This is a genomic window from Vibrio sp. OPT18 (assembly GCF_015163615.1).
In the GTDB taxonomy this organism is placed as follows: Bacteria; Pseudomonadota; Gammaproteobacteria; order Enterobacterales; family Vibrionaceae; genus Vibrio; species Vibrio coralliirubri.
In genome coordinates this window covers 24,997-47,842 of sequence record NZ_JADDYK010000092.1, presented here as the reverse complement: position 1 = coordinate 47,842, position 22,846 = coordinate 24,997, and the positions used below count along the sequence as shown (strand labels likewise).

Below are 22,846 nucleotides of genomic sequence, written 5' to 3'. Positions count from 1 at the left end.
AGCGGAACTCGCAGTTAATGACGCTAGGTTTAGCAATCTTCAAGTACCGGTAGAATTCGACTCAGCTTATCCAGTGTTTCTTGGTATTCAGAAGCACACTCACTATCAAACACTACGCCACCGCCAGCCCAAGCATAAAGCGTATTGTTCTCTGCTACTAAGGTACGAATAGTAATGCTGGTGTCCATTCTGCCATTTCGGCTGATGTAACCAATACTGCCGCAGTACGCTGAACGTCGATGCGGTTCTAACTCTTCAATGATCTGCATCGCGCGAACTTTTGGTGCGCCAGTAATCGACCCTCCAGGGAAACTGGCTCTCAGAAGGTCAGTTGCAGAATATTGGTCATCAAGGTCAGCTCGTATCGTGCTAACCAAGTGATGCACAGCAGGGAAGCTTTCAATATCGAACAACTTTGGTACATGAACGGTGCCCGGTTTTGCAACTCGGCCAATGTCATTACGAAGTAGGTCGACGATCATCAGGTTTTCCGCCTGATCTTTATCGGCGCTGGCTAGGCCCTGCGCGTTAGCATCATCAATCATCGGGTCATCAGAACGAGGTCGTGTGCCTTTGATCGGCTTGGTTTCAATGATGTTGTCTTTGAGTTCTAAGAAACGCTCTGGCGAAACACTGATGATTGCGCAGTCGGCCAAACGGATAAAACCCGAAAAGGGCGCTGAGTTGTACTGCTCTAACTTGTCATAAGCCAACCATTCACTGCCTTGGTATTGAGCATTGAAGCGCTGAGCTAAGTTGATCTGATAGCAGTCCCCGGATAACAGGTACTCTTGAACACTATCGAACTTGGTGGCGTAGCTCGCTTCGCTCATATTGGATTTCCACGGTGTGGTTAATCCAAAGGGCGCATGTGTGAGGTGTGATTGAGCCATTTTCTGCATCAGCCAATCATGATGTTCATCGATATTGTTACCGACAATACACGCCGTTTTCAATTGGTGGTCTACGATAACAGCCCATTCATACAAGCCAACCGCCATGTCAGGTGCTTCAATATCACGCTTTGCAAGTGATGGAAGTGTCTCGACTCTGCGCCCTAAATCATAGCTAAAATAGCCTAAAGCGCCGCCAACGAATGGCAACTCAGCGTGCTCTTTAGTCGCAGGCAATAACTGTTGCTGATATTGGTCGAGTAGTTCGAAAGGATCGGAGTCTGAAACCTCGCACGTCTCATTAACATTAACGGTCGTTTTTGCACCGATTGTCTCGAAGGTGGCGATGGGTTGAGCAACTAAAATATCGTATCGACTATCAACGTGGCTTTCTGAAGCGGAGCGTAATAGCATTGCCCACGGCAGGTTTTCAATATGGGAAAACAGCTGTTTAGCTAAAGTTGATTGATATTCAAGCGGCTTGATTTGGATAGAGCGAAATTCGTTGTTATTCATTTGTTTAATTTGTGACAAAGAGTTCGATCACTGCATGGCGTGTGAGAGGAAGCAAGAGTATCATAAATTGAAAATAAAATGGGTTCTTGATTAGAACGGAGTAATCCAAGTGGTTTAGTTTACAGCTATGCAAGCGATTGCTAAAGCAACTAAATACAGCTCAACACAATAAAAAGCTAAACCACCTAATTCGATTTGGCATAGATAGCCAAACTGTGAACCCACATGGAACCAGAACAATAAAGAGGCATGCAATGACGGTTATTCGTAAGCAAGATGTGATCAGCAGTGTCGCTGACGCACTTCAGTACATTTCTTATTATCACCCTTTAGATTTTGTCCAAGCCCTAGAAAAAGCGTACGAGAAAGAAGAGAGCCAAGCAGCTAAAGATGCTATTGCTCAGATTCTTATCAACTCACGCATGTCTGCGGAAGGCCATCGTCCAATTTGTCAGGATACGGGTATTGTTACTTGTTTCGTGAACATCGGTATGGATGTTAGGTGGGAAACGGATCAAACAGTACAACAGATGGTTGATGAAGGCGTTCGTCAAGCTTACAACAACCCAGATAACCCATTGCGTGCATCTGTCCTAATGGACCCTGCAGGTAAGCGTATTAATACCAAAGACAACACACCAGCGGTTGTTCACATTAATATGGTTCCAGGCAACAAAGTTGAAATTCAAATCGCGGCGAAGGGCGGCGGTTCTGAGAACAAAACCAAGATGGTTATGCTGAACCCTTCTGATGATATTGCAGAGTGGGTAGAGAAGACGCTGCCAACCATGGGGGCGGGCTGGTGTCCACCTGGCATGCTAGGTATAGGCATCGGCGGTACGGCTGAGAAAGCAGCGGTGCTAGCAAAAGAATCATTGATGGAACACATCGATATTCAAGAGCTTATCGAAAAAGGCCCTGAGAACGCAGAAGAAGAGCTTCGTTTAGACATCTTCAACCGTGTAAACAAGCTGGGTATTGGTGCACAAGGTCTTGGCGGTCTAACGACTGTGGTTGACGTAAAAATTAAAACAGCACCAACACACGCAGCATCTAAGCCTGTATGTTTGATCCCGAACTGTGCAGCAACGCGTCACGTACATTTCACATTAGACGGCAGCGGCCCAGCAGAGCTAACGCCACCTAAGTTAGAAGAATGGCCAGACATCACTTGGGAAGCGGGTGCAAACACACGCCGTGTTAACCTTGATGAAGTGACTAAAGAAGACGTACAAGAGTGGAAGACCGGCGAAACGGTTCTTCTGTCAGGTAAGATCTTAACCGGTCGTGATGCTGCTCATAAACGTATTCAAGGCATGCTAGAAAGCGGTGAAGGCTTACCAGCTGGCGTTGATTTCAAAGGCAAGTTCATCTACTACGTTGGTCCTGTTGATGCAGTTGGCGATGAAGCGGTAGGTCCTGCGGGTCCAACAACGTCAACACGTATGGATAAGTTCACTGACATGATGCTGAACGAAACTGGCATTATGGGCATGATCGGTAAAGCAGAACGTGGCCCTGCAACGGTTGAATCAATCAAAGAGCACAAAGCGGTTTACCTAATGGCGGTTGGCGGTGCAGCTTATTTAGTCGCGAAAGCAATTAAAAAAGCACGCGTAGTTGCGTTTGAAGATCTCGGTATGGAAGCGATTTACGAGTTTGAAGTTGAAGATATGCCTGTAACGGTAGCGGTTGACTCTAACGGCGTGAACGCACACCAGATCGGCCCTGACACGTGGAAAGTGAAGATTGCTGAAGCTGAGAAAGCGTAATTAACCGAAGCCAAAAAATCGTAATTGTCGCTAACTTCAGCGTTTGAATTGCAATTTTTGACAGAAAGTTAAAGACAAAAGTGCAGCATTATCTGCACTTTTGTCATATTATCAATGATATAGTGATAAACACATAGTTTGATATAAGAACATAGGAGAGAGGAATGCCTCGTTTTATTCAGATCCTACAGATTATCTTGGCAGTGGTGATTGGTGCTTTTGTTGGCTACGACCTGATCTTGAAAGGGATCAGTATCTTTGATAATAAATACGTGACGATTACTTGTGCGCTTTGGCTAATTGCAGAGATTGCACTGTTTGTTATCTACAAGTTGATTGAAGACGATTAAACGTCGGATATCGTGCAAAAATTCTAAAGCCCCTGATTATGAATGTAGTCAGGGGCTTTTATTCATCTAGCATTAAGAATGTGTATTGCATACTCACCACTATTAGCAAAAGAACAAACAAAAGCATACAAACTATCCCAACTGGGAAAGAACATAGGCTTGCCTCTCTATTATCATAACCAGCTAGCCTAACTATCACGGAGTCGTTCAAATGAAACACCTAACTCAAGAAATGAGTGACTTTATAAGCAGAGGAACGGATTCTCATATTCGAGTAGCGGTCACGGGGCTCTCTCGTGCGGGTAAGACAGCATTCATTACTTCGCTGGTTAATCAGCTTCTTCATACGTCTACCCACAAAAACTTGCCACTGCTTGCATCGGCGAGAGATGGAAGAATTATTGGCGCAAAGCGCATCCCGCAACACAACATGATGATCCCACGCTTCTCTTATGATGAAGCGATGGAGTCGTTGAATGCACAGCCACCAGAATGGCCGGTGCCAACGCGTGATGTCAGTGAGATTCGTCTAGCAATCAAATATAAGCCTGCGAAGGGCGCGAAAAAGCTGCTGAGTAAAAACAGCACCCTTTATCTCGATATTGTCGATTATCCAGGTGAATGGCTGCTTGATTTACCTCTACTGGACATGGACTTCGATACCTGGAGCCAATCTCAGTTTGCCGCATTAAAAGGCGACAGAGAAACTTACTCGCAACAGTGGAACGCCATGCGTGGTGATATCGATTTGCTAGCAGAAGCGGACGAAAAGAAACTGGTCGCGATTGCCGATAGCTACACCCAGTACCTTCATACTTGTAAAAGTAACGGGTTGCATTGGGTACAGCCGGGTCGATTCGTATTACCGGGTGAGCTTGAAGGCGCGCCTGTACTGCAATTCTTCCCGTGTATCGCACCTGAGGGTAAGTTCTCAAAAACAAGTAACTATGCGGTACTGAAAGCGCGTTATGAAGAGTATCAACAGAAGGTCGTCAAAGCGTTCTACAAGAATCACTTCGCGACGTTCGACAGACAAATAGTGCTGGTGGATTGCTTACAGCCACTTAATGCGGGCTATGACTCTTTCATGGATATGCGTGGCGCGTTAGAACAGTTACTTAAGAGCTTTAAGTACGGTCGAAGCAATATCTTAAGGCGTCTGTTTGCACCGAAGATCGACAAGATTTTGTTTGCAGCCACTAAAGCTGACCATGTGACACCGGATCAACATCCGAACTTGGTGTCACTGTTACAACAGATGGTACATCCGGCTTGGCAGCAGGCGGCGTTTGAACACATCGACATGAGTTGTATGAGCATTGCGTCTATTCAAGCGACCAGCGCGGGTTATATCTCGTCGGGTTCAGAGAATGTTCCGGCGTTGCAAGGTGTGACTTTGGATAATGTCCCTCAAACCATGTATCCGGGAGAGGTGCCGCGTAAGTTGCCCAATAAACAGTATTGGGAAACCAACCAGTTTGATTTCACGAGCTTTAGACCGATGGAGCAACATTCCGATGAGCCTTGCCAACATCTAAGAGTCGACAAGGTTTTAGAGTATCTCATTGGCGACAAGTTGAAGTAATTGAGGCAATCAAAATGAGTGAATTAAAAACAAAGCAGGTCTTTAATGAACCGTTGAAGGCCTCTTTTGATGAGCAAGACAAGAGCGAAGTTGGCCCGGATTTAGGCGCTCAACAACTGTTCACAGAGCAAGAGAAATTTGTCCCTGTCGCACCGCAAGTGGAAACCGATCTTGATGGTGAAGCTGAGCAGCAATTGGAACAAGTTATTCGACCGAGCAAAAAGAAGAAGTGGTTTGGAACGGGTCTATTGGTCGCTTTTTCTGGCCTCGTAGGATGGCAAGCAATTGATTCGGTCATTACCGCGATTCAAACAGCTGACTGGCTTGCATTAGGTTGGGCAGGCTTTATTGTTGCCATTGCTTCATTGGGTTTAGGCGCAATAGGCAAAGAGCTATGGAAACTGCGCTCGCTTAAAGATCACTTTAGTGTGCAAGAGCAGAGTGAAGAGCTCTTGCAAAGCCAAAGTGTCGGCAAGGGTAAAGCGTTCTGTGAAAACATCGCCAAGCAAGGCGGCATTATCGCTGAGTCGCCTTCGTACGATAAGTGGCGAAACAGCATTAACCCAGCACACAGTGATGCAGAAGTGTTGGATATGTACGATGCGTTAGTCGTGAGTCAACAAGATAAGATTGCGACTCAAATCGTCACTAAGTTTTCGACCGAATCGGCAGCTTTGGTTGCTGTGAGTCCATTGGCGGCTGCGGATATGTTGCTGGTGGCTTGGCGAAATTTCACCATGATCGACAAGCTTGCTGATGTGTATGGCATTGAGCTTGGCTACTGGTCTCGGATTAAGCTATTTAAATTGGTGTTAATCAACATGGCAGCAGCGGGAGCCAGTGAGCTCGCGATTGATGCAAGTATGGATCTCGTCTCGATGGATCTTGCAGGCAAGGTTTCTGCTCGAGCAGGGCAGGGGCTAGGTGTCGGTATCCTTACTGCGAGACTGGGTCTAAAAGCCATGACACTGCTTCGCCCTATGCCTTGGCATAACGAACGAAAAGTAAAACTGGCAGACCTCCGCAAAGCCGTCCTTTCAGAAATAAAGCGTATTACTCTCAAATAAAGCATTGAAAGCTCAATAGTTTGAGAAGAAGAGTAAACATATGTTTACTCTTCTTCTTGACTGAACTCAGAGCTTAATCCACACTACTGTCAACTTATCCTGACACCTATAATAGGACTATTTGTGCGTCTTGAAGTATTGTGTGAAGACAGACTCGGCTTAACGCGTGAGTTGCTCGATATCTTGGCCTCAAAAAGCATTGATTTAAGAGGAATCGAAATTGATGTTAAAGGTATTATTTACCTAAACTGCCCTGATATTGATTTTGATGCTTTTAGTGAACTTATGGCTGAAATTCGCCGAATTTCAGGTGTGAAGGATGTACGTAAAATCCAATTTATGCCAAGTGAAAGACATAACACAGAGCTGATTGCTCTGCTGGCAAACCTACCTGATCCCGTGATTGCGATTGACCTTAAAGGCTCAGTCGATATGGCTAACCACGCTGCATTGAACCTCTTCAATAAGCAAGAAGACGAAGTCATCGGTGAACCGCTAGCGACGTTTGTTCCTAGTTTTAACTTTGCTCGTTGGATCGAAGGCGATGTAACGCGCCATCGTGAAGTTGTCGTGTTGGATGGTTTAGATTTCTCTATTGAGATCCTGCCGATTTACCTTGGTGGTGATGTCAACGAAGCGGTACTGGCAAGCGCAGTAATGACGATTCGTTCTTGTAATCAAGAGATGAACTCGCCAGATTCAATCCCAGAACAGAACAACCTAGGTTTCGAACACTTTGTTGGTGTCTCTAATCGCCATAAAGCCTTGATCAGCCAAGCTAAGAAATTGGCTATGCTGGATCAGCCTCTATTAATTGAAGGCGATACGGGTACGGGTAAAGAGATGCTAGCAAAAGCGTGTCATAACCGTTCAAATCGTTCTTCTTTCCCATTCTTGATTCTAAGCTGTGCATCGATGCCTGATGACGTAGCGGAAACGGAATTGTTTGGTCATGCGCCGGGTTCATTCAACCATGAGCAAGGTCATAAAGGCATTTTCGAGCAAGCGAATGGCGGTACGGTATTTTTAGATGAAATTGGCGAGATGAGCCCGCATCTACAAATCAAACTGCTGCGTTTCCTACAAGATGGTTCATTCCGTCGTGTTGGTGAAGAAGAAGAGATGCACGCGGATGTTCGTATTATCGCATCAACGCGCCATCGTCTTTCTGAATTAGCCGACTCGGGTTCGTTCCGTGAAGACTTGTTCTACCGCTTGAATGTACTGACTCTGTCTATTCCAGCATTGCGTGAACGCTCAAACGACGTAGCGCCGCTGTTGGAACTGTTCGTTGCGAAATACGCGCAGCAGTTAGGTATGTTGAAACCAAAACTGACTCAAGAGTTAGTCGACCAGCTTGGCAATTACCAATGGCCGGGCAATATTCGTCAGTTAGACAACATGGTTCTACGCGCACTAACAGAGTTGGATTCAGACACACTAACGGTTGAGCAATTCCATTTGCCACAGCTTGAAACAATGACGGCTGGAATGGCGAACCTGAGCTTAGATGGCTCGCTCGATGAAATAATGAAAGACTATGAATCTCAGATTCTAGAGAAGCTTTATCAGTCTTTCCCATCAAGCCGTAAGCTAGCAAAACGTTTGAATGTATCTCATACCTCAATTGCGAATAAGCTTCGTGATTACGGTATCAGAAAGAACTGATCGAATAAGAACAAGATTATGGAAGATTTGAGTACACCAGAGCGCATTTATAAGCATGATGGTAATCTGATTCTACGCACGGCTGAAATCGATGACGCTGGCATGATCAGCGAGTACTTTCAGGTTAACAGAGAGTACCTGAAACCTTGGGAGCCGATTCGCGAAGACGCGTTCTTTGATAGAGCGAGTTGGGCGCAGCGACTGATCAAGTTAAACGAGCTTCATAAAATGGGGCTAGGCTATTACTGTTTACTGATTAACGCTGACTCTAATGAAATGTTAGGCACCATATCGTTCAGTAATTTGTCGCGTTTCCCGTTCTACGCTTGTAATGTCGGTTACTCATTGGCGCAAAGTGCACAGGGGCACGGTTACATGCGCAGAGGCTTGAGCATGGCCAAAGACTACATGTTTGATGTGCAGAACATGCACCGCTTAATGGCGGGTTACATGCCCCACAACGAACGTAGCGCTGGTGTATTAGAACATCTTGGTTTTGTCCGAGAAGGTTTTGCTAAAGACTACCTACAGATCAACGGTAAATGGGAAGACCATATACTGACCGCATTAGTTAACCCAAACTGGGAAGATAGACGCGCTGTATAGAGACCAATAGTCATTAGGCGTAAGTATCAATTAAACGTAAATACAGATTTAGAGGCAGTGACGACATAGATAAAATGAAACCGTCACTGCATCAAAAAGAACAGATAGGCATGGTAACCCCATCAGCCTGAGAAGATATTTGAGGAATTTTGATGTCATACACAACTTTGGACGAATACCAAAGAAAATGGATTTTCACACACCAGTCAATGCCGCTGCCGGCAGAGGACTTGGAAAAGATTAAGCCAATGACACAGGCGAGAGCATCTCAGTTCTGGAAAGAGAACGTGAGCCCTCAAAGTCCAGACGCAGAACGACTGAGCTCACAAGACTGGCCAAGCAAAGCATCGAACTGGAATGAAGAGATCAGCTGGATGGCGCATTGGGAAGCGGATGAGCCAGAAATGCCAGAAGAAATTCTTAACTTTATTGATTGGCAAGATGACGTAACTGTTTATTTTTGTTACGAAAAGTATAATGTTCTTGAAACTAAATGGGCGATTTTCAAGAAGCATTGGAAGAACTTCTTGTTCTACGATGATGGCCCGATTTTAATTGGTCGCCGTCGTTCAGAAGCCCTTTGGTTTGCTACCAATGGCAAGGTAAAAATCGGTAACCGTGCTTAACCTCGGTGTTATTTAATCGAGTAGGTGTTTGTGTTTCGATCAACAGATAGACAAACAAAAAGCGAGCATTGAGCTCGCTTTTTTGTGCCTAATGATCTTCGAAGATCATGGGGAAATACCCATTGTTTGAGCCTAGCTAAAGGTGACCATTTTCATGTGTTCAAAGTGGGTAAATTACGAAATTGAGATCGCTATCTCATTGGGTTAGTTGAAGTTTTATGGGGTTGAGCTATCTTTATATTACTGCCTTAGTGGAGGTGAAGTATTATGATTTGGGATACTCTCGAACGTGTAAATAAACTTCGCAAGGAAGCAATGGAGGATCCAGAGTTTTTGGATTCAGCAAAAATGCATGAGGAATGGCTTTTAAGCGAAACTCATAATCAATCAAACAAAGGAGCAAAAGAGAAGAAACCGAAAAAACTATCTGACATTTATGAAAATACGGATTTTCCTATCAACCCAACTGGAACCAAACATTAACAATGATGAACTGCAACATGGCTAAGGCTCTTAACCAAAAAGCTATAAGTCGATTACACATACCAGCCTTAAGCCACCAATAAAAAAGCCACTTTCAACGAATCGAAAGTGGCTTTTTCTTTTCTTGCTAGCTTCTTTACCATTAGTAACGAAAGCTAACCGTTTTTAAACCTAGTTATTTATCAGGGTTAATCCGCTTGGTAACGCATCACCAAACACACGCTTAGATTCGCTCTCAGAAAGCTCAGTCACTTCACTCACTAGTGTTAACCATGAATCAGGCACCTTGCTTTGCTTAAGCTTCTCAATCACTTGATTGCGATAGCCATCAGAGATATCAAACTGACGGTCACCAGTTTTACGACAAATCATCACCGCTGCAAAGGCGATCATCTGCTCTTTATGCCAGTTCTGCTCAAGCAGTTTCGGTAACCATTGTTCAGCTTGTTTTCTAGGAATCACGCTGTGTTGGCTACCATACAAAGGCGTTCTTGATGCTAATCGACCCAGAGCCCACCAATGCGCTTGTTCAAATTGGTTATGGTTGATCGCTTTGCTTAAGAACCAACTTGCCAGCAGCACTTTGTCTTCAACCTCAAGTTGCTCAAGTGACGCCGCTAAACGAACCATGGCTTCATAACCATTGTCTTGCGCATCTTTGGCTGTCTTAGGGTTCTTCATTGCACCTGGGTGAAGGTATTTAGCGATGTCCGCCAAGATACTCTCTTGCTGCTCTTGGTTTAGTCCACCGGCCACACGACGCCAGAATACCCACCAGTCTGTCCAGCCTTGGTGGTTCTTGAACTGAATGTTCTGTTGGTAAAGGCCCCAAATTTGTTCGATACGCCATGAGTCAGTCGGATCGCCAAAGCCAGGACGTAGCGAGTATCCCGCCAAACGTAACCAGTTCTTCTCGTGTGCTTCTGAGCGGCGACGACGCTTACGACCTAATGAGAAGGTATCAAATAGGTTACGAAGGGTCGTGAAGTCCCATTCATCGCGTTTACCTAGTCGCTTCTCAAGATCTTTCGATAGCGTTTTGATCTCTTTCGATTCAGCACTTTTCTTGTTGCCGCTGTACAGGCGAGAAATCAATTCCTTACACTCTTCCAATCTTGGGTGAAGCGCGGAGGTATCAGATTCATCGCCTTGCTTATTTCTTACTTCAAACTCAAGCAACCAACGCTTAGAGTCATCTTCTGTGCTCACACACTCCATTTTCAGTGTGCCGACTTCGGTTAACTGACAAGCGAGCAGGACTTCAACACGCTCTTTTTGGTTGGCTTGAAGTTCTGCAGTACCTGAGCCTTCCAACGTAGAAATATACGGTGGGAGAGGGGAGAACAAGTCGGCATCCACATTGACCATCACACCGTTTTGAATGGCGGTGTCGTGAGCAATTTGATCGTGTGTTGAAGTCAGTAGATTAAATCGTACTGGCTCACCTAAAGTCAGCGAGAAACGACGGCTGTTTAAGCGTATCTCTTGTCCTTCCTCAGTACCTTTGGCAAGCAGACAAAGCGCTTTACCCATCTTGTTCTTCTCTTGTAGATGCAAGAAGTAAGAACGAGCTGCACCACCACCGATTTTCAGTTGTGCACCACGGCGGGCTTTACCAAAGGCAACCGCGCCAAGGGCAACAGACCAATCTGGATGAGGGTTATCAAGCACAGTGATCGGAGAACCGTTCCAGTTGCCAAGTAGCTGTGTGATTCGTTCAGTGACCAATTCACTGTTAAACACACCACCATTGAGCAGCACGCCAACTGGAATTGCAGGTTTGGTGTTATCGAACTCAATAGAGTCTGAGTTTTCTAATGCGGCTTTAGACACTTGTTGGTGTGTTGTTAGGAATTCTGCGACGTGCTTACTCACCGCAGGATCAGCCACGTAAGGCAGACCAAACTCAACCACAGCACTGCGGCGTTTGTCGGGTGTTTCAGCAAACTCAGAAAGCGGGAAGAAACCTTCCAATGCGATTTGATGAACTTCTTGTTTGGTTAAGCCAATACTCTTAGTACCGCCAAGCAGTTTAGAACCGCTGCCTAGCATTGTGATCTTCACATCATCGGGTGCATTGGCAGAAAGTAGGCTCTCTTTTGCGGCGCGAGTTTGTTGAATTAGTTTGGTTAGGCTAGAAGCATTCAGCTTTTTGTTTTGATTGAAGCGTTGCTCAGCGAGGTGAGCAAGTGCTAAATCGAGGTTGTCACCACCGAGCATCAAGTGTTCACCAACGCCAATACGGTCGAGTGCGAGCTCGTTATTGCCGTCGCTGTTCGCATCGAATTTGGCTTCAATTAAGCTCAAGTCCGTGGTACCACCGCCAACATCACACACTAGAATCAGCGGAATTTGTTGAAGTTCATCTGCTGCGGTTTGTTGGTGACGGGCATACCAGTCATAACAAACGGCTTGCGGCTCTTCGAGTAACAGAATCTTATCTAAGCCCGCCAGTTCTGCGGCTTCGAGTGTTAGCTTACGTGCTGTCTCATCGAAGGAAGCAGGAACGGTAACCACAACATCTTGGTCTTCCAGCTTGTTGCTCGGGTTACGGTAGTTCCATGCTTGGCGAATGTGGTTGAGGTAGCTTGCACTCGCCACAACTGGCGAGACTTTATCGACATCAGCTGCGCCAGCCCAAGGCAGAATATCGGAGTTACGATCAACCGCTTGGTGTGATAGCCAACTCTTAGCACTCGATACTTGGCGGCCTTCAACCTTAGCGCCTAATTCACGTGCCCATTCACCGACGATAACGTTCTTAATATCGCCTTCAACGGGGCTTGGTTCCCATGGCATTGTCAGGTCAGAAGGGGAGATTTGACCTTGTGCTGGGTGGTAACGAAATGATGGAAGTAGGGGCTTGCGAACCACTTCACCGGGGCCGATGAGTTGGTCAATATCGAAAAGAGAAACGGGAGCATGTTGTAGGTCGTCGTTGATTTCACAGTAAGCGACAACCGTATTGGTTGTACCTAAGTCAATGCCGACTAAAAAACGAGGAGTTGCCATACAAAACCTTATTCTTCCAGAGTGATGACCAGTTTTTTGATAGCTTTGGTCTTATTGTTGTTATTCGTAAACGTCATTCCTGAGAAACAGGCAGGACTAGATTGAGAAATGCATTGATAAAGTAACGGCACCCGCTAAGGTGCCGTTGATTCATTATGCTTGTTCGTTTGAGTCGTTATTCGAGTCTTCACGAACGTCGAACTCAACGTGCCACTTCTGACCGTTGTCAGTAGCAATCGCTTCTAGGTATAAGGTACCTAGCTCAGTAACGCGAGAAGCCAAAGTCACTGGAACCATTTCACCTTCGCGACGGCCTTCAGATACAGGCAGTGTCACTTGGATTTCAGGAAGCTCATCAAGCTCTTCAGGCGCCCAATGATCAAGGTGCGTACCCGCTTCATCTTCACGACGAATGGTTGAACCGAAGAACTGGAAGTGTACTGGCTGACCAATCACTAGACCGAACTCTTGACTAGGTACTTGTACGCTTGAGCCTTCTTCCATACCAAATGGGGCAACACACAGTGCTTCCATTGGAGGAGCCATACCCGGGATTGCTGGCATCGCGCTTTCAATTCCTACGTAGTAAGAAGAAGCGATACCGCCACGGATACGAACGCCTTGGCCACGACGAACTGCGCCGTAGTAAGAAGCGCCGCTTGCAACTGCTAAATCTAAATCTAGACCTGAAAGCTGTTTAGCGAACTCTTCGTCAGCATTGATCAGCCATTCGTTGATCGTATCTGAAAGACGATCAGCAAGTAGGTTCGATTTTAGAACACCACCATTGAACAGGATTGCTGTTGGTTTGATGAAGTCTGCTGCTGGCGCTTCTGCACCGGGCATACCCGGCATGTTTGCAAACGGGTTGAAATCTTGCTGAGCCGTTTCGCTATTTCCAGAAAGCGCATTCGCTTGCTTAGAAAGGAATGCGGCAATGTGACGAGTAATACCTGCGTCTTGAGCGTAAGGCAGACCCATTTGAGTCAGTGCACCACGCGTTTTTTGTACTGGGTGCTCAGTCACGGCCACTTTCGGGAAGAAGCCATCAACCAATGTTTGTTGTACTTCTTGCTGAGTCAGTTCTGTTTTCAGTGTTGCGCCAAGTAGTTTAGAACCACGGCTTGGAACAACGATAGGCACAGATTGCAGTTCAGCATCGTTTAGTAGTGCTTCTTTCGCATCACGACATGCGTGAGTCATAGCTTGAACCTGCCAAGGAGCCAGCTCTTTGCCTTCTTGTGCCAGTTTCATTTTCAGGCGGTAAGCGAGTGCTAAGTCCATGTTGTCGCCGCCAAGTAGGATATGTTCACCTACTGCGATACGGTTCAGGCTTAGGTTGCCGTCATCTTGTGTTACTTCAACTAACGAAAGGTCGGTTGTACCACCACCGATATCGACAACAAGAACGATGTCACCAACGTTTACTTCATCACGCCATGTGTCGTTGCTGTTATCAATCCAGCTGTAAAGAGCCGCTTGTGGCTCTTCAAGAAGCGTTAGGTGAGTGAAACCAACATTACGTGCAGCTTCTGCTGTTAGGTCACGAGCCGCAGGATCAAACGAAGCAGGCACCGTGATCGTTACATCTTGGTCTGCCAGTTTGTGTTCTGGGTTTGCGTGGTTCCATGCGTCTTTAAGATGCTCAAGGTACAATTCAGTTGTCTTAAGCGGAGATACTTTTTCAACTTCTTCAGGGCTGCCTGCAGGAAGGAAAGCATCGCGACGGTTAACACCACCGTGGCACAACCAAGATTTTGCACTTGCTACCAAACGGATAGGGGTTTTAGAACCAAGGTTACGAGCAATTGCACCCACTAGCGCTTTTGGCTCTGAAGACCAAGGAAGAACGCGAGAGCCCGCATTCATTTCATGTTCGTGTGGTTGGTATAGGAACGAGCCAAGTTGGCTGCGAGTTTCTACTGTACCTGGCGCCGTCAATTGAGGGATTGGCATCACCTCAACGCGAGCGTCTTCATTTGTTGTGTCGATGAAAGACAAAACGCAGTGTGTAGTACCTAAATCGATACCAACACTGAACTTAGGTGCTTGATTTTGCTCTTGAGCTGAATGACTTTGGTGTTCCATTATAGCTCCACCTCTGCCGGTGCAATTACAGATGCATCGTAGTTTTCGGCAAGCTTAGGCAGGTTCATGTCAGTTGCTTTCCAACCTTTGTGAACCAGTGTGCCGTTGAATGGCGCATTACCCGTTACGTTGCCAGTTAGGCGAATTTCTTGAGGGTTGAAACCTTCAGCGATAGTGATACGTGTTTCTTCATCTTCAGTACGGATGTGAGACAGCGTTACGTAATCGGCTAATACTTTTTGACCGCCAGTGTGAATAACACGAGCTGCTGCGCCAACTTCTTCATCAGAGAATGACGTTAGGTCTTCTTTTAGGAAGTCAATTAAGCGTGCTTCTTGCTGCATGATAGACAGTAGTTGCATTGCAGAGTCTGTTGGTGCTGTAGCAAGCTTAGATTCAACTTCGACTACTTTTTCGATCACACGTTCAACTTCTACTACTTTCTCTACTTCGACAATTTTCTCAACTGGCTTTTCAACTTCAACGATCTTTTCTACTGGTTTTTCTACGACTTTCTCAACCACTTTGGTTTTACGAGAAACGGCAATTAGCAGTAGTAAAACGCTTGATGCAGTTAGGCCTGCGTGAAGCATATCAAACGTTTGTGGGATTAGGTTCAAATCAACGATCATAGTGATTTCTCTTTAAAATTGATTTAACGGTATATTCGTCGGTTCAAAGGAATATACAGGTTGGAAAGAAACTCATTGGCATTAAGCCGAAACGGTCACTTTCAAGCTATAAATATGGATGGATACTAGCATATTCAAGGCTTAAGAGTGGTATTTAATGTTTTTAATCACGTGGGTTTTTGGTGTGTTAGCTTGAAATTTAGTCGAGATTCGTTCGAATATTGGTCGTCGATGTAAGGGCGAGGTAAACAATGCCCATTTTATGTCATTTTTAAAACCAAACTTAAATGGAGCATCATTCCCTTCCGTTATATACTTTTAACTCATTAGAGCCTATTTGGAAGCCACATGCCGCACACTACTGACCCACTAACAGGGTTGAAGAGACGAACTCTCCCATTGGTCGTATTTTTGGTCAGTTTTTTGATTACTGTGTTGTGTTTTATGTTAGTCGCGTTAAACCAAAACCGCGCGCTAAATATGAACTTGGATAGCTTTGCTACTCACCAGACACTAAGTTTGGAAGCGTTTATCGCTAATGACGTGGCTTACATTGGCTCCGGTGCTAATTTTTTCTACGCAAATGATCCTGAAAACTGGGATAAGTTTGATCGTTTTGCTCAGCAAACCATTAACGACTCAAAGAGCCTGATTGGTTTGCAGTGGATGCAAAAAGTGCCGGCAGACGAGATTGCCGAGCATACCGCTAAGATGAAAGAAAAATACCCGTCTTACGAACTGTTCACGATTCCAAAACATGAAGCAAAAACCTTTGGTTACATCTTAGATGGCGAGCCGGCGTTCATTGCTAGTGACCTGTATCCCAATACACAAGCAAACGACAACGTTCTTGGTTTTTACTCTTCTCGTGAGCGCTTCAAGCTGGTTTTAGATAACATCAGACAGACGCGTAAAGCGAATATTTCAGACAAAGTTCGCTTGCTTCAAGACGGCTTAGATCAAGACACACCAAAGACAGGTATGCTGGTTTATCACCCTGTATTTGAGGGTGAAAGCGACAACCTGCTCGGTGTTGTGATTGGTGTGGTTCGCACGACTTATTACTTTGAAAATCTACTGGCTTCGGCAGTGGGCGACATGGATGTCTATATCCGTGTTACCGATACGGGCTTCGAAGCAGAAGACTCTCCAATTTTGTTTGAAACCGAGGGTTATGAAGCCGTTTCTGGCCACCACATAACAAAGACGATTGAATTGACTAACCGTGATTGGAAGGTCGATTACAAAATAGATTCATGCATCTCTTTCTATGGCTATTTGGTGTTAACCGGAATTGTTTTGGTGGGGACAACCATCTCATTGTTGTTGGCGTATATCGTTAACATGCAAATTCGAGAGAAAGAGCGTTTGTATCAAATGCTTGATAAAAGAACGGAAGAGCTTCGTTTTCTAGCCAACCATGACAGTCTTACGGAAGTTTATAACCGACGTGCTTTTAATAAGATGTTAGATAAAGCGATACAGCGAAATGAACCCTTTAGTCTTATTGGATTTGACGTCGATAAGTTCAAAGGCATTAACGATCAATTCGGTCACCCTGCAGGGGATGCTTTACTCATTCATGTCATTAAGCTGATTTCAGTTAGCCTGAAAGAGGGTGACAACCTGTTTCGTATAGGTGGAGATGAGTTCTGTATCATTTCTAGTATTACAAACCATGAAGCGCTAGACAGATATCTACAATGCATTCTAAGTACAGTGAGTCACTCTCATTGTGAGCATAAAGGTCGGCAGCTAAGTTGTACTTTGAGTATTGGTGCTGCCATTCGTGCCAACGAAAACACGGAAGAGATTCTGCAAAAAACAGACAGTATGCTCTATCAAAGTAAGTCGAATGGCCGAAATCGAGTGACAATTGCAGGCTAAATGAGCACTTGATACAACTAGGGTCGAGTTCTGTATTGGGCTCATGTACAATTTCACGAAATTTTTGACGAGAGAATTAGGCGACGTATGAATCACAATCGAGTGGTGTGTTTCGATTTGGAAATGTGCTGTTGGAGCGAAGACGGTGTGGGAACAACAGGGGAGATCATTGAAGTTGGTCTTGCTGAGATTGATCTAGCATCCGGCACTATCGTGAAGCGAGCACAATATTACGTTAAGCCAGAGAAAGACGAAGTCTCTCTATTCTGTGCCGAGTTAACGGGCATTACACCTCGTAAAATCGAAAAGCAGGGTCGCCCATTAGAGTCTGTCATCAAGTCGATGATTAAGAACTTCGGTGGTCCAAAAAAAATCTATGCAGCGTGGGGACGTGACGACCTCATTTTACACAAAGAGTGCATTGAAAAAGGCATCGAACCTCCGTTCAGCGAGTTCTTGAATATCGCGACGCTTTATCGAGTTCAGAATCGACTGAAAGACAAACGTATTGGTCACCGCGCCGCACAAGAAGCGAAAAACATTGAGTGGGAAGGTCGTCAGCACTCGGGTTATGTCGATGCTTATAACTTGGCTAAGCTAACGCTGACGATGCTGTAGTCGTTTGCATTAAACGGCGCTCGGTTAAAAACTGAAATCAGCCAGATTGTTGTGAGTTATCCAAATCAAAGCCACCTACTTATTAGGTGGTTTTTTTGTGCCTGTAATTCAGGGAAAATTCCGTTCAAAAGAAAACTCATTTCAGCGAGTGGTTTATCAATAGTGAATGGCTACATCGCTTATTTTACGAGTGAATAATATTGGTTTGAAATTTAGCTTTTTAATTAATATTAAATCGCAGGTTGCAGCCTTGATTGGGCAGAGCTAGATGATAGCTTTAGCTCACCCAAACAAGGAGATTAGGATGAAGAACATAATTAAGTATGGATTGGCACTGGGGGCACTAAGCGTAAGTGCGTTGGTTTCGGCACAACCCGTTGTATTGATAAACACTTTTTCAGTCGAGCCAGCCCATGAAGCCGCGACATTAACGTATTGGGAAGATGCGCGAGATGTATTGGTGAAGCAACCCGGATATATCTCTACCAAATTGCATCGCTCTTTAAGCTCGGACGCGACATACCGCTTTATCAATGTTGCTGAATGGGAGAGTAAGAAGCAATTCCATGATGCAATACAAGTGATGAGAAAAGAGCTACCACCTTTAAAAATCGAAGGGGTTTCTGCTGACCCTAACTTGTATGAAATTATTCGCGACTAATTAGGAAACCACATAATGAAAACAATTCGAGGAACCTTTTTAGCTATTTTTAGCTTTCTATTTTCAGCGATTCTATTTTCTAGCTATAGCCATGCTGCGGCATACGGCGTGTCAGTGGCTTGGAAAACCGATGACGCTCAAGCGGTATTTGAGGCAATGCCTCATCAGCAAAAAGCCTTTGCTAACTTAGTTGATGCAGGTTTGGTCCACGACATGTTCGTATCAGAAAGCTTTGTCGGAGATAAGAAATTTCCGATCATCAAGTTTGTGATTGAAGCGGACAGTGAACAGCACGTTCGAGAGTTGATTGGTAACTTACCATTCCAATTTAAAGAGCTTGTCGAGGTGACTGAAATCAGAGACATCGGTAATAAGTGGTTAAACACTGAAGTCGCTTTCAAAAACTACGCAGTCGAACTCGCTTGGACAGAGCCTGAGAATCAATTCATTGTCGATGAGATTATCAGTCAAGATTTACAAATGGTTGTCGATTGGAGCGCTCAAGGCGTGATTACTTCTGCTTACTTAAAGCATCAAGAAATAGCCCAAGAGAAGCCAAACCAAAAAGCGATGATCAGACCTATCTACTCAATGGCAATATTGGCTAAAAATGAACAACAAGCTCGCGAAGTTGCCAGTCAGTTGAATGCAGTAAAGCTAGGCTTTGCTGAAGTCATGGTCAGTGAACTGGGCTTTAAACTAGATCTATAAATAAATGAGTTCTATAGATAATAAGAACTAAAGAAAATGGAAGCTATCGAAAACGAGAATTATCAAAATCAATCGATATAGCTTTCTTTCTATAGACCTCATTAGTTGTTTTAATGGCTAGGCTTTGTACTAAGGTGAGTGAGTCTGCGTGACTCACTCACCTTATTGTTATTTTATTCTAGTTACTTGCTGAGCTTATATTTGGCTTAATTATTGGCTAAACTTATCACTATTCTTTTCTATGTATGGTTTGGCATTAGCTCGACCAAACAAACACCTTTTTGATGACCTTTTTATTTATGAACACCTCGCCGAAATGAACGCCAGTAGCCCTGAAAAAATCATCTTAGATGCTTCGGGTATCGAGATGATTAACAACACACTCATTGATTCGGTCTTGGACAAGCGGGTGACTTTGTCTCCCTCAGAAGCCTTGATTCTTGAGTTCCTAGTGAAGAACAGCCCCAAAGCTGTGGGGCGCGACTTCTTGCTTGAGCATTGTTGGCCGGGCAGGGTGGTGACGGGCAGTTCGCTTAATGTTGCAGTTAAGAATATTCGTACAGCATTAGGCTCACTTCAGTGTGATTGCAAAATCTTAACGGTGCAAAAGGAAGGGTACAGTTTTAGCAGACCTCAACAGCTTGGTGGCTACCTATCTACACCCACCTCGGCTATTCAAGTTGAAGTACCTCAATATGAAGCGCCTAAAGTTGAAGCGCTTAACGTAACCTCAGCATCAAAGAGCTCGAGTACTGAACGTGGTGGCAATGAACATGAGCCAGCCTTAACGAAGCAACCAGACTCGTATAAACAACGTCAGGTTCAGCATTTTGTCGCGCGTCATCGCTCTCGTATCGCAGGAATATTAGTCAGCGCATTTCTTCTCATGCTGTTTTATCAGTTTGCTTTTTTTATGGATAAGACGAGTTATCACGGCATGGATGTTTACCACGACAGTTTGAATTTTGATCAAGAGCTTTTAACTGAGTTGAATACTGTGTCAGAGCTTGGTGTTGAGTCACTCTACCTGCATCGCATTGGCGTTGGGTGCCAGAACATTCAAGCTGTTGCTTTGATAAACGGGCGCTGGAAAGAGATGAGCCATCAGTTTAAGTCGCTCTCTTGTGACGACGACAATGACGATGAGTGAGGATAGCCGATATGAATCGTAAGTTTTGGATGCCTATCTTGTTGACGCTTTTTGTGATTCTAAATGTAGGCTTAATTTCTGGGCTCGCAACCAAAAGTACTTATAAATTCACCGCAGAATACCCGATGATAGGCTGGGAGAAAATCTCACTTCGATTGGAAAATGGTCGAGTTAAAATGCAGTACATTGGTTACGACATGGATGGGAATGTCGCTCAAACCAAGCAAATGTTTGGTGTGTTCTTACGCTGGGGGAATCACTACTACCTTTACCAATTGGACCAAGAGCAGGCCCAAGATAAACAGACATTCAATATCAAGCACTTATATATTCAACAAACCCAAGGTAAGCGCAGTGTGTTGGTATCGAATCAGCGCGGCCTTTATGTAACTAAAAAAGGCGCACCATTAGAACTTAAAGGCATCATGCATGGCGATCGATTACGTTAGTACAGCGGCTTAACGTGAATAAAACCTTTGGTTAGCTTTTACCGAGGACGTTCAGCTTAGTTTTGATAAAGTCACTGTGGTCAACGTAGAGCAGTTCCGCTGTTTTACGGATCACAGAGTCTTCGATAGGGTCAATTTCCCCGTCGGCATGCGCCACTTCCCACATCGCTTTGATTAAGTCGATTCGCACTGGCTGAGATAGGTCTCTGAGTTGCGATGTAAAGTCATACAGCGATACTGATTGCTCTACTTTCGGCTCTGCTTGCGCGAGCAGCACCTTTGCTTGTTCTTCATCTAAATCCAGCAAACGCTGCAGAAGCTGTAGCTTAGCGACTCTTTCTGATTCATTGATCTGATGGTCGGCTCCCGCCACTTCACACAACAAACTCGCGATGGCGATATTAGGTGATGTGCCTTGGTTTTTGCTTAGGTCCTGACCTTCAATCAATTGTTTAAACATTGATGTGAGAGAATTGAACATAACGAGCTCCAGTTAAAATTTGTATCGGGTTCCGTAACGCTGATAGTTATCGACTATAACCATAACTATTGGGTCTACAGAGTGTGATCGCAAGCGTCTTTACTAAAAACTGACATTACGGATACGCGAGCGATAAGGAGCACTTCCTAGTCCGGTTCCGGAAAACGTGTAACCTTACCGTCGCCACTGAGTGTCGTGATCGATTGCGGTTTCCCATCAGTGTCTAGCCTTAACTCCCCAATCGCACTGCGGTTTGAAAGGCGATAGAAGGTCTGATTGTCAGGGCTTCGCTTTTCGATCTTCAAGCGTTTACGCTTAGTGAAGTAGTTCAAAACTGAGCGAGGGCTGTATAACAGACGGTCCCATACATCGCAGAATTTGAGCAGCGGAGCAGGGAACTGATTTTTAATACCACTACAGGTGATTTGATAGATGTTCGGGCTGTTGCGACGATACCTAAGCTTGATGTCATAAGCGAAGGAGTAGTGAACGTCACCAGAAAGCACCACGAAGTTGGTCGGTGTTTTGGTATGGGTAAAGATACTGATCAGCGTATTCGCACTGCCCGGATGTGCCATCCAGTTTTCAGCGTCAATCACTAATGGCTTGCCGATTGTGGTCGCCATCTTTTGCAGTGTTTCAATAAACTTCACGCCAAACATCGGCGCAGCAGAAACGATCACCACCTTATCTTGATTCATTAACTGATGTTGGAACTCAATCAAGGCTTCCCAGTCCATTAAACCTGAAGGCTTATTCATGCGTGACTCTGAACGCCAACGACGCGTTCGAGTATCCAACACAATGACTTTGGGTGAGGTATCTATTGTGTAATGCCACTCTTCAAAGCGACTTAACATCTCAATGAAGGCTTGATGCTTGTCTGGCTCGATATTGCTAACAGAGTGAGTAGTCTCTGCATTGCCGGCTTCATTATGAGTTTGTTTAGTAATACGCGGTTGATCGACAAAAAGCTGTTTTGCTTGCTCGATAAACGTTTCGTCGAAGCTCTCCGGTTTGTTACCCCAACCCTGACACATCCAGTAAGCCGCGAGGCCGTTACCTATTACTTGAGTGGCGAACTGGTTTTGGTCGACGGCATGTTCCCAACCCACGGTAAGGTTCCAATCATCAGTCACATCGTGATCGTCAAAGATCATGTACGTTGGAATATGCGCGAACAGGCGTTGTACTTGCGGCAAGCCAGCAATGAAATCATCCATGATGACGCTTTCATCACGCCACTGTTGCTGCTCAGTCGGTGTTAATTTGCGTCCACCTTGAGTGAAGTTACTCTCAATTAAACGCTCTCGATTGACGCATTGCCACAGTGTCGGAGACCAAACCAACAAGTACATCGCGATAAACTCAGACAGCGTGACCAAGTGGTTTTCACAATCGGTAGAACTAAAAATCGGCACGCCACGGCTCGGGAAGAACTTATCGAGCATGGATTCTGAAGCGGTGTGATGCGGTAAATAGTGATGACGCTGATATAAGTGGTATTCACTGTTATACAGAGCGTCACTGCTGTTGATTTGTTTAATTTGCGAGTCGGTCGGTAAGCTCTCGCCTACAAGGCCAAGCAGTT

At 45.0% G+C, this 22,846-nt stretch carries 20 protein-coding genes; 14 read left to right on the top strand and 6 right to left on the bottom strand.

From position 1 onward, the window contains the following. Positions 1-29 precede the first annotated feature (29 nt). Complete coding sequence (gene pabB / locus IQQ51_RS23235) at positions 30-1,409, bottom strand: aminodeoxychorismate synthase component I (protein WP_193842265.1); 1,380 nt, start codon at positions 1,407-1,409, stop codon at positions 30-32. Positions 1,410-1,663: 254 nt separating this feature from the next. Here pabB and IQQ51_RS23230 point away from each other — a divergent pair, with 254 nt between their 5' ends. The 8 genes from IQQ51_RS23230 (at position 1,664) to IQQ51_RS23195 (ending at position 9,566) form a co-directional block, all read left to right on the top strand. Continuing rightward, a complete protein-coding gene (locus IQQ51_RS23230) occupies positions 1,664-3,181 on the top strand; it encodes a fumarate hydratase (protein WP_017068776.1) in 1,518 nt (505 codons plus the stop codon). A 164-nt stretch (positions 3,182-3,345) separates the two neighbouring features. Beyond that, entirely contained in the window at positions 3,346-3,531 is a 186-nt protein-coding gene (locus IQQ51_RS23225; protein WP_004734731.1) for a hypothetical protein, read from the top strand. Positions 3,532-3,742: 211 nt separating this feature from the next. Next, positions 3,743-5,116 carry a YcjX family protein gene (locus IQQ51_RS23220; protein ID WP_193842233.1) on the top strand — a complete coding sequence of 458 codons (1,374 nt, stop codon included), beginning with the start codon at positions 3,743-3,745 and terminating at the stop codon, positions 5,114-5,116. Positions 5,117-5,130: 14 nt separating this feature from the next. Next, a complete protein-coding gene (locus tag IQQ51_RS23215; RefSeq protein ID WP_193842232.1) occupies positions 5,131-6,183 on the top strand; it encodes a YcjF family protein in 1,053 nt (350 codons plus the stop codon). 123 nt (positions 6,184-6,306) lie between these two features. Further along, positions 6,307-7,851 carry a transcriptional regulator TyrR gene (gene tyrR, locus IQQ51_RS23210; RefSeq protein WP_048611644.1) on the top strand — a complete coding sequence of 515 codons (1,545 nt, stop codon included), beginning with the start codon at positions 6,307-6,309 and terminating at the stop codon, positions 7,849-7,851. Between the two features lie 18 nt (positions 7,852-7,869). Next, positions 7,870-8,457 carry a ribosomal protein S5-alanine N-acetyltransferase gene (gene rimJ, locus IQQ51_RS23205; protein ID WP_017060432.1) on the top strand — a complete coding sequence of 196 codons (588 nt, stop codon included), beginning with the start codon at positions 7,870-7,872 and terminating at the stop codon, positions 8,455-8,457. A 152-nt stretch (positions 8,458-8,609) separates the two neighbouring features. Next, the gene (locus IQQ51_RS23200; RefSeq protein ID WP_017060433.1) at positions 8,610-9,083 is read left to right on the top strand and encodes a DUF2947 domain-containing protein; all 474 of its coding nucleotides are present in this window, start codon (positions 8,610-8,612) and stop codon (positions 9,081-9,083) included. A 267-nt stretch (positions 9,084-9,350) separates the two neighbouring features. After that, positions 9,351-9,566: a hypothetical protein gene (locus IQQ51_RS23195; protein ID WP_012604204.1), complete on the top strand. Its 216-nt coding sequence runs from the start codon at positions 9,351-9,353 to the stop codon at positions 9,564-9,566. A gap of 171 nt (positions 9,567-9,737) precedes the next feature. Here IQQ51_RS23195 and IQQ51_RS23190 read toward each other — a convergent pair whose 3' ends face one another. The 3 genes from IQQ51_RS23190 to IQQ51_RS23180 form a co-directional block, all read right to left on the bottom strand. Beyond that, positions 9,738-12,578 carry an Hsp70 family protein gene (locus IQQ51_RS23190; protein WP_193842231.1) on the bottom strand — a complete coding sequence of 947 codons (2,841 nt, stop codon included), beginning with the start codon at positions 12,576-12,578 and terminating at the stop codon, positions 9,738-9,740. Positions 12,579-12,731: 153 nt separating this feature from the next. Then, on the bottom strand, positions 12,732-14,666 hold the full coding sequence (locus IQQ51_RS23185) for an Hsp70 family protein (RefSeq protein WP_193842230.1): 1,935 nt from the start codon (positions 14,664-14,666) through the stop codon (positions 12,732-12,734). Next, the gene (locus IQQ51_RS23180; protein ID WP_017091262.1) at positions 14,666-15,298 is read right to left on the bottom strand and encodes a DUF2760 domain-containing protein; all 633 of its coding nucleotides are present in this window, start codon (positions 15,296-15,298) and stop codon (positions 14,666-14,668) included. Before IQQ51_RS23180 ends, IQQ51_RS23185 begins: the two co-directional genes overlap by 1 nt. Before the next feature lie 348 nt (positions 15,299-15,646). Here IQQ51_RS23180 and IQQ51_RS23175 point away from each other — a divergent pair, with 348 nt between their 5' ends. The 6 genes from IQQ51_RS23175 to IQQ51_RS23150 all read left to right on the top strand — a co-directional run bounded on the left by IQQ51_RS23175 (position 15,647) and on the right by IQQ51_RS23150 (position 20,774). Then, the gene (locus tag IQQ51_RS23175) at positions 15,647-17,185 is read left to right on the top strand and encodes a sensor domain-containing diguanylate cyclase (RefSeq protein ID WP_193842229.1); all 1,539 of its coding nucleotides are present in this window, start codon (positions 15,647-15,649) and stop codon (positions 17,183-17,185) included. Positions 17,186-17,272: 87 nt separating this feature from the next. Then, positions 17,273-17,803 (top strand): 3'-5' exonuclease, encoded by a 531-nt coding sequence (locus IQQ51_RS23170; protein ID WP_017068784.1) that lies wholly within the window; start codon positions 17,273-17,275, stop codon positions 17,801-17,803. Between the two features lie 304 nt (positions 17,804-18,107). Next, complete coding sequence (locus tag IQQ51_RS23165) at positions 18,108-18,464, top strand: antibiotic biosynthesis monooxygenase family protein (protein ID WP_048609176.1); 357 nt, start codon at positions 18,108-18,110, stop codon at positions 18,462-18,464. Between the two features lie 15 nt (positions 18,465-18,479). Then, positions 18,480-19,175 (top strand): hypothetical protein, encoded by a 696-nt coding sequence (locus IQQ51_RS23160; RefSeq protein WP_019822538.1) that lies wholly within the window; start codon positions 18,480-18,482, stop codon positions 19,173-19,175. Between the two features lie 451 nt (positions 19,176-19,626). Beyond that, entirely contained in the window at positions 19,627-20,325 is a 699-nt protein-coding gene (locus tag IQQ51_RS23155) for a winged helix-turn-helix domain-containing protein (protein ID WP_416222626.1), read from the top strand. Between the two features lie 11 nt (positions 20,326-20,336). Beyond that, positions 20,337-20,774 carry a hypothetical protein gene (locus tag IQQ51_RS23150; RefSeq protein WP_019822532.1) on the top strand — a complete coding sequence of 146 codons (438 nt, stop codon included), beginning with the start codon at positions 20,337-20,339 and terminating at the stop codon, positions 20,772-20,774. Positions 20,775-20,805: 31 nt separating this feature from the next. On the opposite strand, the gene IQQ51_RS23145 is transcribed toward IQQ51_RS23150, so the two are convergent. Together IQQ51_RS23145 and IQQ51_RS23140 are read right to left on the bottom strand one after the other, a co-directional pair. Further along, positions 20,806-21,255 carry a TerB family tellurite resistance protein gene (locus IQQ51_RS23145; protein ID WP_048609171.1) on the bottom strand — a complete coding sequence of 150 codons (450 nt, stop codon included), beginning with the start codon at positions 21,253-21,255 and terminating at the stop codon, positions 20,806-20,808. 146 nt (positions 21,256-21,401) lie between these two features. Beyond that, the coding region (locus IQQ51_RS23140) for an alkaline phosphatase family protein (protein ID WP_228013184.1) at positions 21,402-22,846 on the bottom strand (1,445 nt) is incomplete at its 5' end.

Bases quoted from the DNA above. Each gene is read 5' to 3' on its own strand.
- pabB (WP_193842265.1), bottom strand. From the start codon at position 1,409: ATGAATAACAACGAATTTCGCTCTATCCAAATCAAGCCGCTTGAATAT.
- IQQ51_RS23230 (WP_017068776.1), top strand. From the start codon at position 1,664: ATGACGGTTATTCGTAAGCAAGATGTGATCAGCAGTGTCGCTGACGCA.
- IQQ51_RS23225 (WP_004734731.1), top strand. From the start codon at position 3,346: ATGCCTCGTTTTATTCAGATCCTACAGATTATCTTGGCAGTGGTGATT.
- IQQ51_RS23220 (WP_193842233.1), top strand. From the start codon at position 3,743: ATGAAACACCTAACTCAAGAAATGAGTGACTTTATAAGCAGAGGAACG.
- IQQ51_RS23215 (WP_193842232.1), top strand. From the start codon at position 5,131: ATGAGTGAATTAAAAACAAAGCAGGTCTTTAATGAACCGTTGAAGGCC.
- rimJ (WP_017060432.1), top strand. From the start codon at position 7,870: ATGGAAGATTTGAGTACACCAGAGCGCATTTATAAGCATGATGGTAAT.
- IQQ51_RS23200 (WP_017060433.1), top strand. From the start codon at position 8,610: ATGTCATACACAACTTTGGACGAATACCAAAGAAAATGGATTTTCACA.
- IQQ51_RS23195 (WP_012604204.1), top strand. From the start codon at position 9,351: ATGATTTGGGATACTCTCGAACGTGTAAATAAACTTCGCAAGGAAGCA.
- IQQ51_RS23190 (WP_193842231.1), bottom strand. From the start codon at position 12,578: ATGGCAACTCCTCGTTTTTTAGTCGGCATTGACTTAGGTACAACCAAT.
- IQQ51_RS23185 (WP_193842230.1), bottom strand. From the start codon at position 14,666: ATGGAACACCAAAGTCATTCAGCTCAAGAGCAAAATCAAGCACCTAAG.
- IQQ51_RS23180 (WP_017091262.1), bottom strand. From the start codon at position 15,298: ATGATCGTTGATTTGAACCTAATCCCACAAACGTTTGATATGCTTCAC.
- IQQ51_RS23175 (WP_193842229.1), top strand. From the start codon at position 15,647: ATGCCGCACACTACTGACCCACTAACAGGGTTGAAGAGACGAACTCTC.
- IQQ51_RS23170 (WP_017068784.1), top strand. From the start codon at position 17,273: ATGAATCACAATCGAGTGGTGTGTTTCGATTTGGAAATGTGCTGTTGG.
- IQQ51_RS23165 (WP_048609176.1), top strand. From the start codon at position 18,108: ATGAAGAACATAATTAAGTATGGATTGGCACTGGGGGCACTAAGCGTA.
- IQQ51_RS23160 (WP_019822538.1), top strand. From the start codon at position 18,480: ATGAAAACAATTCGAGGAACCTTTTTAGCTATTTTTAGCTTTCTATTT.
- IQQ51_RS23150 (WP_019822532.1), top strand. From the start codon at position 20,337: ATGAATCGTAAGTTTTGGATGCCTATCTTGTTGACGCTTTTTGTGATT.
- IQQ51_RS23145 (WP_048609171.1), bottom strand. From the start codon at position 21,255: ATGTTCAATTCTCTCACATCAATGTTTAAACAATTGATTGAAGGTCAG.